We start from the raw sequence: 14,353 nt of genomic DNA on the forward strand, positions 1-14,353 counted from the left end.
ACGCAGTTACCTCAGTTTCCACTCGCTGTCAAAATTCGCCCCCCAGACGATCTCTTCGCTATAAGAGCCGTCTCCGTTGCGGGTCACTTTCTGCACGGCAATGTCGCCCATCCGAGGAAACAGCCAGGAATTGGACGCCTTAAAGTCCTTTTCGTGGAACGTGTGGCCGGAGTTCAAAACCACGTAGCGAAGCGGTCCCGAGGTGCCGGTGCGACGCTGGTGCATTTGGTTCAACACATTTGGGTAGATCAAACTCACGCGATGATCCGCCCGGCTAAAGGACTTGTCGCCGATTATGATTTCGTCTTCCGTCCACTTCACGGGAAGATGGGGCATCATTTTTTTGATGACAGAATTGGCATCCGCGTCGCCAAACAGGATCAGATTGCTGGCTTGCATCTGTTCATCCGTCAAATCGGCGTCAGCAACGACCGGCAGTTTGGCTCGCATCCATTTGTCGAACTCGTTTTCAAAACGCTTGAAGGTCCAGTCCACCCAACGATTGTCGGCGGCCTCGGTTGCCTTGCCACTGCCGACAACGCAAAGGAATGAGTCCATAAACGCGTCATCGATCGGCCCCTGCAGGTTGTGGCGTTTGTGCAGATCCGGGTTGCCGCTAAAGCTGCGAGAATCTTCGTATCCCAGGACCTCCCAGCCATCGGTGCTCATCCGATAGAAAACATCTGGCAGCAATCCATCCGCCGCCGTCCGGCAGGGAAGTTCATCGCCATCGATAACCACACTGGCGCCTACGTTACGATCGACGCTCAATGCCGCAACGTTCTTGGTGAAGATCGTGATTGTGCCATCATCATGGATCTTCGCCTCGACCGTGGAAGGCGAATACACCTCGTCCACTTCGCGAATTGTCACCCAGTCGCACTGGTTGTATTTCAGCGTGCGAGTCGTAAACCGTATTTCCGGCCGCCCCATTCCGCGGCGACGTCCGGCGGCGGATTTTTCTTTATGAAACGCCATGAACTCTTTGAAGCTGTCGGGATGAAACTTGTGCCCCATTCCCGGCCCGACCAGCAGCTTAATGTCTACATCGGCCTCCCTGGCCGCTTCGACCATGCTGGTGCTGGCCACCAGTTGAGCGTCGTTCTCACCGCCGTATGTACACACCGGCACATTGGCGGCGTTCATCGCGTAGTCGATCGCGTCGTAAATGCCCAGCGTCTCGTGCTGCCACGGCGGACGTTGTTCAGTCTGATTTTGATACTTGTAGAAATCAACAAAGCCGGCTCCCGGCCCCACTGACGACCACATCGCCGGATAGTGCAGCCCCAAATGCCACGCACCGGCGCCGCCCATCGAAAAACCATGCAGCGTGATGCGGTCGTCGTCAATTCGGAAGCGACGTCGGACATCAGCCAACGCCTCAAACACATCGACTTCGCCAGCCCAGCGATAAGCGTTGTTGCCGCGACCGTACACATCCAGTTGAATCCACGTTTGATCCTTCGGCAGCGGCTTGCCTTCGTGCCGTGCGATAAAGTTCACCTCATTCATCTTGTCGGCTCGCCCGTGCAGCTTCAGATGCAGCGGCCAACGATCACCCGACAGCGGATTGACACCTTCCGGCAGCGTCACCGCGTATGGCTGCACCGAACCGTCAATTCTTGAGAAGTAGCCTCGCACAGTAACACCCGGCCGGGTCTCCCACGACGCAGCTTTGGCCTGCAATTCTTTACCACGTTGCAGTCCGATTTCGATCGCCCTGGCAGCCTGATCCGCGTATCCCTTTTGAGGGAACTCATTGTGCCGAAGCATCCATTCGACGGCCTTGGCGAACACCGCGACGTCGGCCAATTGAGCTCGCCCATCGCGTTTCTGGAGTTCGGGCCGCTGCGAAAGTTCGTCGACCTGCGTCTGTAGTTGCTGCAGACCGGTTTGAAGTTCCGCGACCTTTTGATCCGATGGGCGCTGAGCGAAGCACGCGGTGGTGGCCACAAAAATTAACGCGCCCGTAGTGCAGGCAGATAAAGTCGAGAGCATAATATAACTTTCATTTGTCATCGCCACACCACCGTTTAACCCGCAGCCGGAGGCGCGGGCGCGCGGTGTGACGGCACGCCAAGTCGCCTGCGCCTCCGGCTGCGAGTTAAACGACAACTATTCCCATTCAATCGTTGACGGTGGCTTCGAACTGATATCGTAGACGACTCGATTAATGCCGCGAACCGAATTGATGATCCGCGTGGAAATTCGCTGCAACACATCATGAGGAAACGGAAACCAATCGGCCGTCATAAAGTCTTCTGACTCGATTGCTCGAATGGCTGCCACGTTTTCATAGGTGCGGGCGTCTCCCATCACTCCGACTGACTGCACGGGCAGCAGCACAACGAACGCCTGCTGGATGTCGCGGTACAAGCCAGCAGCGTAAAGTTCTTCGATCAAAATCGCGTCGGCTTCGCGAATGATGGACAACCGTTCCTCTGTCACTTCGCCAAGGCAACGCACCGCCAGACCGGGACCAGGAAACGGATGTCGCCACACCATTTCTTCCGGCAGGCCGAGTTCCAGGCCCATGCGTCGCACTTCGTCTTTAAACAGGTCTCGCAGCGGTTCGATCAATTCAAAGCCCAGCTCTTCGGGCAGACCGCCCACATTATGATGCGACTTGATGGTGGCAGCCGGGCCGTCCGGATTCGCTCCGCTTTCAATCACATCAGGATACAGCGTTCCCTGAGCCAGAAACTTCGCGTTCTCGATCGACTTCGCTTCGTCACGAAAGCAATCGATAAAGACCTTGCCGATGATCTTGCGCTTCTTTTGAGGATCATCGACGCCCGCAAGTTCGTTCATAAAACGATCGCGGGCGTCCACGACATGCAGGTCAGTTTTGAAGTGTTCCGTGAAGTTCTTTTCGACCTGGTCACGTTCACCTTTTCGCAGCAGACCGTTGTCGACAAAAATACACGACAACTGATCGCCAATCGTTTCTGCAATCAACGCTGCGACCACCGAGCTATCAACGCCACCGGACAAACCACAGATCACGCGGTTATTGCCCACCTTGTCGCGGATAATTTGCTTCTCCTGTTCAATCAACGAACTAATCCGCCACGCGCCCGAGCAACCGCAGATGTCTCGCACAAAGTTGCTTAGCAATTGAGCGCCAAATTCTGTGTGAGTGACTTCCGGGTGGAACTGAATACCGTAGATCGGCCGATCCTTGTGCTGGATCGCCGCGTTGGCACACGTCTTCGTCGATGCGATGACTTCGAACATTCCGTCCAATGAACCCACCTGGTCGCCGTGACTCATCCAGGCATTGAACGTCTCTGGCAGACCATTGAACAAGCGGTTTGAATTCTTGGACGAACAAGCCGCTCGGCCGAACTCACGCGATTCTGCGGGCAGAATTTCTCCGCCCATCAGATGACACATCAATTGCATGCCATAACAGATGCCAAGTATGGGGATGCCGAGTTCGAAAACGCCCGGGTCAACTCGCGGAGCACCTTCGCTGTAAACACTGGCCGGCCCGCCAGACAGAATCAGCCCCTTGGGATTCAGTTCTTTGATCCGATCCGCCGTCAGGTCGCAGCGAACGATTTGGCAGAAGACGTTCTGGTCGCGCACTCGGCGAGCAATCAGTTGAGCCGTCTGGCTGCCGAAATCCATCACCAAAACGCGTTCGTCCTGGCCTAGTGTGTCCAATCCGGCAGCGTCTGAACTGTTGGCCGAGGCGGATTCTGTCATGTTTTGTGGCCTGTCTAAGAAATTAACAAAGACCAGACCTCAATTTAGAGACCTGGTCTATTTTTGTTGGTTCGATGGCCTGCGGGCCAAGCGGTGAAGCTTAGCAGGCGGGCGAAATTTCTCAATCTTCCTACCGGCCGCTCTCTGCTGTTTCCAGCGATCGTCGTTGGAGCGTGCCAGCAGAACGCCGCAGCCTTCGTAAACCAGTGAAATTGCTGTTCTTCGCCCCGAAAAACCGCAATCGACGGGCAGTCTATGGCAGTTGACCGCCACCAAGGGCGCGACGACAAAATAGAACAGCAAAACACTCAACCAGAAACTTGCGTCCTCAATTCGGAATGGCGTTGTCCAGCTCCTGTCCCGGTCAGAGGCGATCTACATCGCGTCACAAACTGCGCTGTGGGAAGGACGTTACTTCTTCAGATGTTTGTCGAACCACGCCAGAGCTTCGGCCTGGATCTCAGCATCGTAACAGTGCGGCTTTTGAGGTGCATATTCGCGAAAGCGTTCTGGGCAGCCAGCCCAGGTGAAGGCGGCTTCGATTTGGCGAGCCGCGTCCCGCTGACCGCTGGGCGGAAAGAGTCGGTCTTGAGTGCCACTGACAACCATCACCGCCTTGGGAGCTGCCATGGCCATCAAGTCGGGAATGTCCATGCGGTTCCACACGCCCGGAAGCAGGCAAAATGTCCCAACCGCACCGGACAAATTATAGACCTGCTGTGAATCACCCGTCGTCATCCAGCCGACCGAAACGGCCGCTTTAATGCGAGGATCCAGAGCGGTCAAAATATTAGTGCGCCAGCCGCCGCCAGACAAACCGGTGCAGCCGATCCGTTCAGAGTCCACTTCCGGACGCGACAACAAATAATCGATGCAACGCTGGTCGTCACCGTAGTTGACTCCTGCCCAAGTCGTGCCCGCCCAATTCAATTCTCGGACTCCTGTATACAAATGGCCACGCACGATGTTGTCGTAGCGACTTAAGGTCTCCATGTCGAGCGTCGCCGGATCGTAGCGATCGGGCAGCCCACCGACACTGCGCGGCGCTCGACGTCCGAAATGGTAGGCGTCGATAACGATCACCGCATAACCTTTCGAGGCGTACCAGTCGGCAATGGCGCGTCCGCTGGTATTACGATCGCGATGCTTAACGATCGCCTCATGCACCGGTTCTCCTGAAACACGATCAGCACCGAACAGCATCGGCCCACCCCACTCATGGAACACGACCAATGCCGGCGCGGGAAGAGGAACGTTTTTGGGCGTGTAGAAATAGCCCGGCACGCGAAACCAGGGAGCCGTATTAAACTCGATCGTCTCCCGCACAAACTCATCAGTTTCCCACCGAGCCGTTGTGGTCGCGTTCAGGTCGAGCTTCCCCGGATCGTAGTGCAGTCCATGGTTCAACACGGCACGGGCCTGTTGAGCCCACGTTTCGTAGTTGCCGTCCGGATGCTTAGCACGCCACAGTTCCGAATTCAGGTCCAGCGGCCGATGCGCTCGCAATGCTTGAATGGTCGGCTCAAGCGATCCGTAGTTGGACAGCGGTTTCCTGCCGAGTTCCCCAATCACCTGCAGCGGTCTGGGATCATCCAACACCGCAGGCGCACTCAACGGAATCGATTCCTGAGCCATCGACATCGAGGAAATCATCAACAGTCCCGCAAACACCAAACGTGCGATTGAAGGATTCATCGAACTTGAAAGCGGCATAGGTGTCGTCCGTTTTTGCGGTGTGGAAATGACTGCGTGAGAACGCAACCAAAGCAATTTCAGTTTTGTAGTGGACGGTTCTGGCTCGTGGGAACCGGCCCACGTAAGAAAAACAAATTCCGCGGCCACAAGTCAGCGTGAAACGCTGTAGATGCAACTGTCCGCTTAAAGTAGCGTGGCGAACGGGAGACAGAAGGGGCATTGCACTTAGTTCACTACAGTAAAAAGCTTTTGTGTTCAATCTCCAGGTCAAGCCGACGAGGTGCCGCAAAAGTACGGGGCGCATGGTGGTTACCGTAACGTCAGTCGCTGCCAACCGGGCCGGAGATTCGCTGATGATAGTCTCAGTGTCAGCCTTTGCGACTGCTTCACCGACGAGAAACTGGTCCTCGGCATTCACCTGCGCGAAGGAAAGACTAAACAAACAGACGGCACCAAAAATTCAATGAGCATCAAAGTGGGCCATAGCGGTACGACACTTCACGATGGCCAATTCGAAATCTTAAGAATGGTTGGCAATGTGTGTTTTTGATTGTCGGCCACAGCTTGATGAGTGATGGCCTCAGCATTGTCCGCCACAAACGACACACCCGAAATTAGCGTTGGGACGTGCAGCCCGAAGAAGTCACCGTGATGAGCGTTATCGAGGCCGTCAAGCAGTTCCAGGGCTCGCTTTGCATGGCGGGTGACTCCGACCACTCGATCCTCTCGCGCTTTCACACCGGCCGCCGCTAGTTTGATCAGTGCTTTCAAAAAATCCGCGATTGCTCCCTGACGACCGACGCTGATCCAGACCTGTTCCCACGCCTCATGAGCTTCCCAGTAGAAGCCTGCGTTGAACAAATCAATGCCCCACAGATAGCTTTCACAGTCTCGCCATTGCTCAGCGGTCGGCGGCGAAACGTCGTCCGGTTCCACCCCGAAGCTGTGACCCAAAGGATCTCGATGAGGATGTGGAAACCTTCCGGACACGTACGAATAGGCGGGAAATTTTCGATGCGGTAAATATCGTGGCATAGACGCAACTTACCAGAAACGGCGATGATCCGTAGACCGAAAGCCGCACGTGGGATCCCCTATGAATAGTGGCCGCTCAATTAAGCGTGCAATACTTCACGCAAAGAGCGTTAACGATGAAGTCAGAGAAGCGATTGCGTGCGTAAGCACAGCGACGAGTTTCATCTCCGCTCGGTCATCGATTCGTGCAAAGTGTGAACGAACCGACGACCGCCTCCGACGAAGGCAAATCCTCACACACCATTTTCCTGAGACAGAATGACTGTCTCGAACAACCTCAACAGCCGCCCACTAAACTTACGGAAGTTCACTTCCCGTGCACCGTTGTGTTATGCATTCGCAGTATTGAGGAATGATCACAATTGCGGATTAGCGGCCTGCCATGACCTGAACCGCAACGCAGCGAAAACCAGTAGTGGTGCGAAGAACACGAAACGGTGCCACCAAAGTATGGAGAATGCGAATCCGTGAAACTTCGGCCCAAGGCTGACCATGCCCTCAGCAAATGGCGGAACCAGGTAATGGCATGTGAAATAATACGCAGGGTAGATTAACAGAGCATAAACAACGTGACGAAAGGACGGCTTGTGGACAGACTGACCGGTGGAAATGACGGCAAAAACAACGGCCGAGCACAGCAAGACGTTCAGTGTCAACTTAGTGAGTGATTGGTATTCGAGTTTCGACTCAGTATCGGAAAGCAGACGATAGCTGGAATATGGGAACGGAAACCCGGTTGTGCGATGGAAATGGACTTTTGCGACGTCCTCCGGCTTCCCGGTCACGTCGATGTACTGCCTGGCCATACTTGCATACTCCGATGCAACATCACCCCTGACAGGCCAATTGGCAGGAACCGCCCAGTAAAGCCAGACCAGCACAGCGATCAAGGTCGCGAGGTGCCAGTGTTGCGGAAGGAGTTGTCGCATGGGGCCTCCTGGCTTGTGGTATAGAGACCTGCCTAACCCGGGCGTGGGGAGCAGCGTGGAAGGTTGAAAACGGCCTGACCACGACTCGGGTTGACTCGACGGCAAATTGGTTTTTCAGCGTCGCCGTCAATGGCGACGCATGGACGACTTCAAGTTTACATGGCGGCGATGTGAATGGAAGCCGTAGAGTTTGACTCCCGGGGACCTCGGGAAATTTGAAGAAACGTGAAGTCGAGGATCGCAGCAATTCTTCCAAGTACACCAGTGCCTCCGGACGAGCATACCCACTCCGCTTTCCCGAGCCAACAAAACACCGCCGGCCATCCGCCGAGCAGCCACGCACAAACAAGTATGCGATGCACCGACAGCATGGAATGAACACCAACCTTTTAGCCAATTAAAGCTGCCGTTGACCGGGCTGCCGCCAGTCAACATTGACTACAGGAACAACAACACCGGGGTTCAGGGCCCGCCGCATTGTTATCTGCTGTTGGCCGTGATGCGACGTCAATTCTCAGACGTGGTCAACAGACGTTTGGCAAGAAAGCCTGTTGCCCTGGCGACATGGATATCCGCGTAAAGGATCCCTTCTTCGCCATGGGGTTGATGTGTCACAAGCCTGCCATCGGGGTCGATAACGGCCGAAGTTGTCGTAGCGCCTTTGAGTGCACAATTGACAGAAGCGAAGTAACAAGTGTTCTCTGCCGCGCGACAGAGCATGGCCTTTTCGTGGAATGAATTAACGGGATCCGCAAACATCCTCGGCACATAGGCGGCATCTTCGACGATTTCAAAGTGTGGATGAAACACAAGAGTTGCACCATTTCGTACCGCCCATCGTGTTGCTTCTGGATATCGCCAGCCCTCATGGCAGATGACAACACCGAACTTCAATTCACCGCACTGAAAGATGGACCGCGTGGAGCCCGCATGGTACGTGGATTCTTCCGAAGGATCGAGCTGCACTTTGTCCTGGAAGCCGGCGAGACTTCCGTCTGAGTTTGTGACGCGCGCTGTTATCATCAGACCGTCGTTGTCGAGTCTTTCAGTACCAAGGACAACCGCAATTGAATGCGTGGCTGCCTGCGCGTCGATTTGTGACCATGCGTTGTGTAGCCAGTCCTGGTCCGTAGACTGAGGATTAGTTCCTACGCGATAGCCAGGAACGTAACACTCAGGAAAACAGATGATGTTTGCTCCGGCAGTCCCCGCTTCGGAAATTGCGTCAAGCACAAGACTAAGTGATTCTTCCGCTGTCGCGGCAGATCGCAGGTTTGCCAGTGCTATTCGAGTGGTATTCAAGGAAGCGATGTTTCTGTTGAATCTTGCAGAGAACCTCTGCCGTCACCGGGCCGTGACGTTTGGCTTTCGATTGAAAATTGCCGGTAAGCACGGACCGGTGCGCCGCCTTGGGACGCCTGGCATGGCGCGTGTTTTATGGGGTGCGAGTCCCTTGTACGAGAATGGAGGTCTTGCGGACTGATGGTACATCCATTGAGCTGCAGGAATCAAGTAGGAGACGAGGGCAACTGCGGGGAGGTAACGAACCGTGGGGTGGCCCGACCCACTTGTTCGGTTGGGTCGCGCAGCGACAGGATGCCTGCTTGTGGGCGTCCCATCGAGCATGGAGTCCCATTCTGATTGGACGCCGGATGATGCGACATCTTGTTCCTGCGGCACCCAGCCGGCCGGCCGGGCCACCCTGCCTAAACCGTCCCCAACAAAACGTAAATTGCTTTAGCTGGAAACTGCTACACCGATTTCGTACCGCGGCACGTGCGTATTACTCCGCGTGGATTTCGAACGTGCCCTGGGTCTGGAGATAAAGCACGCACGGTTCATCTCCATCCTGCGTAAGTTTGTGGGTTGCGGCGCCGCTGGACGTGAAACACGCTCCAGGCTGTAACGACTTCGGTTTGTCGGTGGAGAACTGGTACCGTGCCTGCCCCTGAATAATCACGGCTCGAAACGCCGACGCGTCGCTTCGTATCTTTCCCCTAAACTGTTTGGGGAGTCTCACGAGAACACCGCTGGGCTGCGGCGTTTGCGGTTCGCCCCATAGCAAGGCGACTTCGACACCGGCCGAAGAACCATCAGCTTGGGGATCGTTGATCCAGCGGATGTTCTGCGAACCGAGCCAAACAAGGTTGCCTGCATCAATGTTCACCGGCTTTTCACCATGATCGACGGCTTCTTCGGTTGGGCGCACAAGATACGGGCCGTCTTCGATTTCAACATAGACGATTGAGCGTCCCTGAGCCGCCGTGATATGGACCTGACCAACGGGCTGAGTCCAGTACGACAGGGATTGCATCCACATCGGTTTGTTGTCTTGATGACCGTTGAACACTCGGCCCTGCAGCACGACGCCTCGGTAAGTGATGTTATGAATGTGTGGCGGTGAGGAAAAACCGTCGACAAACTTAACAAGGAATCCCGACGGCCCGCGTCCGGTACGGTCGCCCCAGAGATTTGCAGCTTGAGGACCATCAGCACCTCGTGCTGGGTTGAGCGGTGTCCATTTGAGATCTGACGAGAGCAGTACCGTGTGATCCTGCTTAACCACCGTTTGAGCACATGCGGTGTTACCAAGGACAAATACTGCAGCAGATGCCACTACGAGAATCAAAACGTTCTTCATCGTGATTAAGATCTGTAATTGAGTATGGCATCGACAGGCAACACGCATTGCCGAAGACGTTTAATGAATTCAAAAAATCAATGCGAACTACGGACTGCGTGGCAGCACCGAGTTGTCTCACATTGTGCGCCCTATGCCTAAAAAATACATTCGTGAAGTACGAATGTGATATCGGACTCAATATCTCGAACCACGAGAAGCAGGTCGACACCTTCCTGATGTTCCGATCCGTATCCTCTGGTCGCATAAAACGTTGAAGTAGAATTTTCGGGTGCAGCCCAGCTTTCCGGCACAAGATCGAGAAGAACCTGAACCTGCGGGTGCTTCTCAGTCACCGCCTCAAGTGATTGACTGACGATAAAGTCGCGTATTGAATCGGCATGGCCGTTGATCCGCCAGACGGATTTCTGATTCACAAATGCGTCGTACTTGTACACTCGCACCGACTGCTGGAGGGTCGGCACCGAAGCGATTAGCGTCTGAAGAGGTTCCGGCCACTGGTCGGATTCCGCAACAAAATGCGGTGGGGCAATCACCATAAAGTGGGTGATTAGGTAGTAGCCGTATCCAGCAGCACATGCGACGAGAAACAACGCCGTGGCTATCACTCGTTTTAACTTCGAAGTCTTACTCAAGGTGTTCTTCACGATTCAGCAGTTCGCCGCACAGCGGGCGTGGTTGAGGCGAGGTTGGAGTGAAACCACGAAGCGTACCGAATGCGTTAACCTGTGCCACCGAGCCGTGGGCCTGTTCGTTGGGCAGGTTGTATGATTCGTGTGGACTCGCTGCTGAAGTTGCTATCACCTCGGATGCAGTTATATTAATCAATCTAGTCGCCTTGCCCCTTAATTCGTTTGTAAGGAAGCGTGATGCCTGTGGACTCTAATATCAATCGACGTCGTTTTCACGGGGCCATGGCGGCGGGAGTTGGCATGGGCTTGGCGGGGCTCGGGATGGGGCGAAATGCCATCGCTGCGAACGACGCGCGTGCAGATTCAAACACCATCACGGAGCCTGAGCGACAGATCAAGGTCGTCGACGATGTTGATGTCATTGTCTGTGGCGGTGGACCGGCCGGATTCAGTGCGGCAATCGCAGCAGCACGGAGCGGTGCAAGCGTGCGGTTGCTGGAGTTGAACGGATGCCTGGGTGGCGTTTGGACAGCCGGGCTACTTACGTATGTGTTCGACTTTGACAAACCGGGGCTGACGCGAGAGCTGACTCGGGAACTGAAACGTCGTGATGCTCGCGACGGCGAAAACGTGGATCGATTCACGTACCACGTTGAAGAAATGAAGTGCCTGTTGGAGGAGATGGTCGACGTTGCTGACGTGAAAGTCCGACTGCATACCCGCGTCGTTGCTGTGCAAAAAAATCAGCAAAACAAGATGACGACCATTGTTACAGAATCGAAGTCTGGGCGAGAGGCGTGGCGGGCTAAGACCTTCATAGATGCGACAGGCGACGGTGACGTCGGAGCATTGGCAGGGTGTGACTGGCAGTTTGGCCGCGAGGAGAATTGTCCTTGTCAGCCAATGACGATGAATGCACTGGTCAGTGTGCCGGACGTGGAAGCAATCAAAGACTTTGTGCTGTTCTACGGAGGTGCGGATACGTGGAACGGATCACAGCAGCGACTATTGGCGGAACTGAAACGGGCAGGCGTGAAGCCATCGTACGGTGCACCAACGCTTTTTCATCTCCGTGGGAACGTGTTCACCTTCATGGCTAACCATGAGTACGGAATCAAACCCTTTGACGCGAATCAAGTCACCGATGCTACGATGCGATCGCGGAGCGAAATTTATCGGATGGTAAAGGCATTGCGTTCATTGGGCGCACCTTGGAAGGGCCTGGAACTTGTTGCAACAGCTGAACAGATTGGCATCCGCGATGGTCGACGCATCAGCGGACGCTATTTAGTAAACCGCAACGACTTGATCGTCGGACGCAAACACGAGGACGGAATTGCTCGCGTAACATTCAACGTGGACATCCACGCCGACACGCAGGACAAGAACGATTCCGGATCTGCGGTCAAGACACAGAAGGTTCAGCCGTATGACATTCCGGTCCGAGCTTTGATTGCTAAGGACGTTGATGGATTGATGACAGCCGGACGATGCATCAGCGGTGATTTTATCGCGCACGCGAGCTACCGTGTCACAGGAAATGCTGTGGCAATGGGGGAGGCCGCTGGTCTCGTATCAGCGATTGCCGCGAGAACCAACCGTCTTCCCCACGAAGTACCTTGGGCAAGTGTTGCACCTGAACTGGCAAAAATTCGGCAAACGTCGAAGTAGACGCTCGGCGGGGTGGCCTGGCGGGGCGACAGAATGAGTGCCCCAGCCTTTGCCAGTGGCATTTATCCGACGCGCCAGCGTGTACCGCCCAGCGGTCAGATTTCGTACCTCTACGTTGCATCTCCCTTCTTTCCGGAAAGCCAGGTTCATGGCACTGCTTAACGACTTCAAAAAATTTGCTCTACGTGGCAACATGATCGATCTTGCGATCGGGTTCACCGTGGGTGCCGCTTTTACCACGGTGGTCAAGTCTTTCGTCAACGATATCGTGATGCCGCCGGTCGGGATGCTGCTGGGAGATGTCGATTTTTCGGATCGATTCTGGGTGCTGGAGATGCCGGAAGGCAAGACGGCTCCGGAAGGCGGCTTTCGCACTCTGGAAGACGCCAGCCAGTTCGGTGCGGTGACTGTGAACTACGGGCAGTTCATCAACAGCTGCATTTCGCTGTTGTGTGTGGCACTCGTCATGTTTGCCATCATTCGCATCGTAAATCGAGTGGACACACAGCTTGACGAAGCCTTCGGAGAAGAGCCTCCAGCAGACGACGAGCCCTCAGATAAGAAGTGTGAATTTTGTCGGACAACGATCCCGTTCCGAGCGACTCGATGCCCTCACTGCACCAGCGAACTGAGCGTGCAATCGGCGGGCGGTGAGTAGTCGTGCGGCAATCAGGAGCCTGCCCTACCAAGACTGCCAACAAGTGTAGGGGCCGCCGTGCAGACCAACGGCTCAAAGTCAGAGCATTTGCCAACAACGGAAAATCAGATCACGCCCCGACAGCGTTTCGGTCCGCACAGCGGACTCTACCTGATACGTGCACACGGCATCCTTGAGTCTTAGTGCGAGGACACGTCATTCGCAAGAGCCGCCGATCCGACAGGCACGGTTCGCTTGCCCCAGCCTACGAACTCTAGTGTGCCACCCCGCCGTTGAGGAACAAGAGCCACTTAAACGAAATTTGACGTTGCGACGTCGGGCTAATTCCGTTCTTGTCATGCCAATTGGGAACCAGACCTACTCGTCTTCTGACCTACTGAGAAGAGACAAGAAGAAATCCAAGGGCGATCATAGAAGCTCCAGCTACAAACTGAAACAGTCGATACCCTGGCGCGCCCAGAGCAGACCTGACGGCCCGTGGAGACTGACTACGGGGATTCATAAAAAACTCCCACTGGAAGATTGCACCACAAATGGCAAACACACCGAACAGGATAAGAATCCATCCGAAAGTGGTGTTGGGCAGATTGTCTAACGGCCAGTCCACTTGCCAATTCCTAATCCGTCGTGCGTCTCACCTGTCTCGCTTCAGCGCATCGAACTGACGGACGACGTCCACGCTACCGTCTTCACAAGTTCGACGCCAGTCGGGTACGACATCAAGCTTGAGGTTTAGGCGACCGCGTTCCCATATGCTCCCGTCGCGATTTAGATCAGTTAAGTAGGTCCGCTTCCTACCGAACGTCGCGGTGGGCCTCAGCGTCACTCAGCGTTGAATTGCGACCTTCTTGAACACAGTGGCGTGGAGATCGCGTTCGCTGGGGCGCTGAGGAACAAGAGCCACTTAAACGAAATTTGACGTTGCGACGTCGGACTAATTCCGTTCTTGTCATGTCCGGTGGGAACCGGACCTACTCGACTGGGGAGTTTCGATGGAACGTCGTTTGAGCGAACTGCGAAGTTATCTTCGCGGCTGGGCGGGCTACTTCTGCCTGGCAATGGAGTTGAAACTGTTCGACAGACTCGACCAGTGGATCCGTCGTCGGATACGCATGTGTTACTGGAAGCGTTGGCGACACGCTCGCACACGCAGCCGAGAACTCGTGCGTTTAGGGGTTCCCCGTCGACAGGCGATTCGTCATGCGAAAAGTCGCAAGAGCTACTGGCACATGGCCAAGACCATCGCCAGCGGTGTGGGCTTTACGAACGCGCTGCTCGTGGAATTGGGTCTATTAAGCCTGAAACACCTCTGGAACGAACTGGCTCCACTTCGTCGAACCGCCTGATGGGCGAGTAGGATGGCGTCTTTCGGGTTTAGGAT

The 14,353-nt window shown here is 55.1% G+C and carries 11 protein-coding genes; 3 read left to right on the top strand and 8 right to left on the bottom strand.

Features of this window, described 5'->3' with window-relative positions; translation table 11 throughout:
- Positions 1–6: 6 nt before the first annotated feature.
- The 8 genes from Fuma_RS07585 to Fuma_RS07625 all read right to left on the bottom strand — a co-directional run bounded on the left by Fuma_RS07585 (position 7) and on the right by Fuma_RS07625 (position 10,658).
- On the bottom strand, positions 7–1,998 hold the full coding sequence (locus tag Fuma_RS07585; protein WP_158520897.1) for a prolyl oligopeptidase family serine peptidase: 1,992 nt from the start codon (positions 1,996–1,998) through the stop codon (positions 7–9).
- Between the two features lie 117 nt (positions 1,999–2,115).
- On the bottom strand, positions 2,116–3,711 hold the full coding sequence (gene guaA / locus Fuma_RS07590) for a glutamine-hydrolyzing GMP synthase (RefSeq protein ID WP_083731879.1): 1,596 nt from the start codon (positions 3,709–3,711) through the stop codon (positions 2,116–2,118).
- A 411-nt stretch (positions 3,712–4,122) separates the two neighbouring features.
- The gene (locus Fuma_RS07600; protein ID WP_077023600.1) at positions 4,123–5,424 is read right to left on the bottom strand and encodes a dienelactone hydrolase family protein; all 1,302 of its coding nucleotides are present in this window, start codon (positions 5,422–5,424) and stop codon (positions 4,123–4,125) included.
- 480 nt (positions 5,425–5,904) lie between these two features.
- The gene (locus Fuma_RS07605) at positions 5,905–6,441 is read right to left on the bottom strand and encodes a DUF309 domain-containing protein (protein ID WP_083731880.1); all 537 of its coding nucleotides are present in this window, start codon (positions 6,439–6,441) and stop codon (positions 5,905–5,907) included.
- Positions 6,442–6,797: 356 nt separating this feature from the next.
- Entirely contained in the window at positions 6,798–7,370 is a 573-nt protein-coding gene (locus Fuma_RS07610; RefSeq protein WP_145944036.1) for a hypothetical protein, read from the bottom strand.
- Positions 7,371–7,877: 507 nt separating this feature from the next.
- Entirely contained in the window at positions 7,878–8,672 is a 795-nt protein-coding gene (locus Fuma_RS07615; RefSeq protein ID WP_077023603.1) for a carbon-nitrogen hydrolase family protein, read from the bottom strand.
- Between the two features lie 481 nt (positions 8,673–9,153).
- Entirely contained in the window at positions 9,154–10,011 is an 858-nt protein-coding gene (locus tag Fuma_RS07620; RefSeq protein ID WP_179954433.1) for a DUF4437 domain-containing protein, read from the bottom strand.
- Positions 10,012–10,148: 137 nt separating this feature from the next.
- Complete coding sequence (locus Fuma_RS07625; RefSeq protein ID WP_145944037.1) at positions 10,149–10,658, bottom strand: hypothetical protein; 510 nt, start codon at positions 10,656–10,658, stop codon at positions 10,149–10,151.
- Positions 10,659–10,880: 222 nt separating this feature from the next.
- On the opposite strand from Fuma_RS07625, the gene Fuma_RS07630 reads away from it, so the two are divergent.
- From Fuma_RS07630 to Fuma_RS07645, 3 genes are all read left to right on the top strand, one after another.
- On the top strand, positions 10,881–12,314 hold the full coding sequence (locus Fuma_RS07630) for an FAD-dependent oxidoreductase (RefSeq protein ID WP_218922405.1): 1,434 nt from the start codon (positions 10,881–10,883) through the stop codon (positions 12,312–12,314).
- Positions 12,315–12,462: 148 nt separating this feature from the next.
- Positions 12,463–12,972, top strand: coding sequence for a large conductance mechanosensitive channel protein MscL (mscL, locus tag Fuma_RS07635; RefSeq protein ID WP_077023606.1), 510 nt, complete (start codon positions 12,463–12,465; stop codon positions 12,970–12,972).
- Positions 12,973–13,964: 992 nt separating this feature from the next.
- A complete protein-coding gene (locus tag Fuma_RS07645) occupies positions 13,965–14,318 on the top strand; it encodes a group II intron maturase-specific domain-containing protein (RefSeq protein WP_077023607.1) in 354 nt (117 codons plus the stop codon).
- The last annotated feature ends 35 nt before the right edge of the window (positions 14,319–14,353 follow it).

Source organism: Fuerstiella marisgermanici (genome assembly GCF_001983935.1).
Taxonomy (GTDB): domain Bacteria; phylum Planctomycetota; class Planctomycetia; order Planctomycetales; family Planctomycetaceae; genus Fuerstiella; species Fuerstiella marisgermanici.

Bases quoted from the DNA above. Each gene is read 5' to 3' on its own strand.
- Fuma_RS07600 (WP_077023600.1), bottom strand. From the start codon at position 5,424: ATGCCGCTTTCAAGTTCGATGAATCCTTCAATCGCACGTTTGGTGTTT.
- mscL (WP_077023606.1), top strand. From the start codon at position 12,463: ATGGCACTGCTTAACGACTTCAAAAAATTTGCTCTACGTGGCAACATG.
- Fuma_RS07585 (WP_158520897.1), bottom strand. From the start codon at position 1,998: ATGCTCTCGACTTTATCTGCCTGCACTACGGGCGCGTTAATTTTTGTG.
- Fuma_RS07620 (WP_179954433.1), bottom strand. From the start codon at position 10,011: ATGAAGAACGTTTTGATTCTCGTAGTGGCATCTGCTGCAGTATTTGTC.
- Fuma_RS07610 (WP_145944036.1), bottom strand. From the start codon at position 7,370: ATGCGACAACTCCTTCCGCAACACTGGCACCTCGCGACCTTGATCGCT.
- guaA (WP_083731879.1), bottom strand. From the start codon at position 3,711: ATGACAGAATCCGCCTCGGCCAACAGTTCAGACGCTGCCGGATTGGAC.
- Fuma_RS07645 (WP_077023607.1), top strand. From the start codon at position 13,965: ATGGAACGTCGTTTGAGCGAACTGCGAAGTTATCTTCGCGGCTGGGCG.
- Fuma_RS07630 (WP_218922405.1), top strand. From the start codon at position 10,881: ATGCCTGTGGACTCTAATATCAATCGACGTCGTTTTCACGGGGCCATG.
- Fuma_RS07605 (WP_083731880.1), bottom strand. From the start codon at position 6,441: ATGCCACGATATTTACCGCATCGAAAATTTCCCGCCTATTCGTACGTG.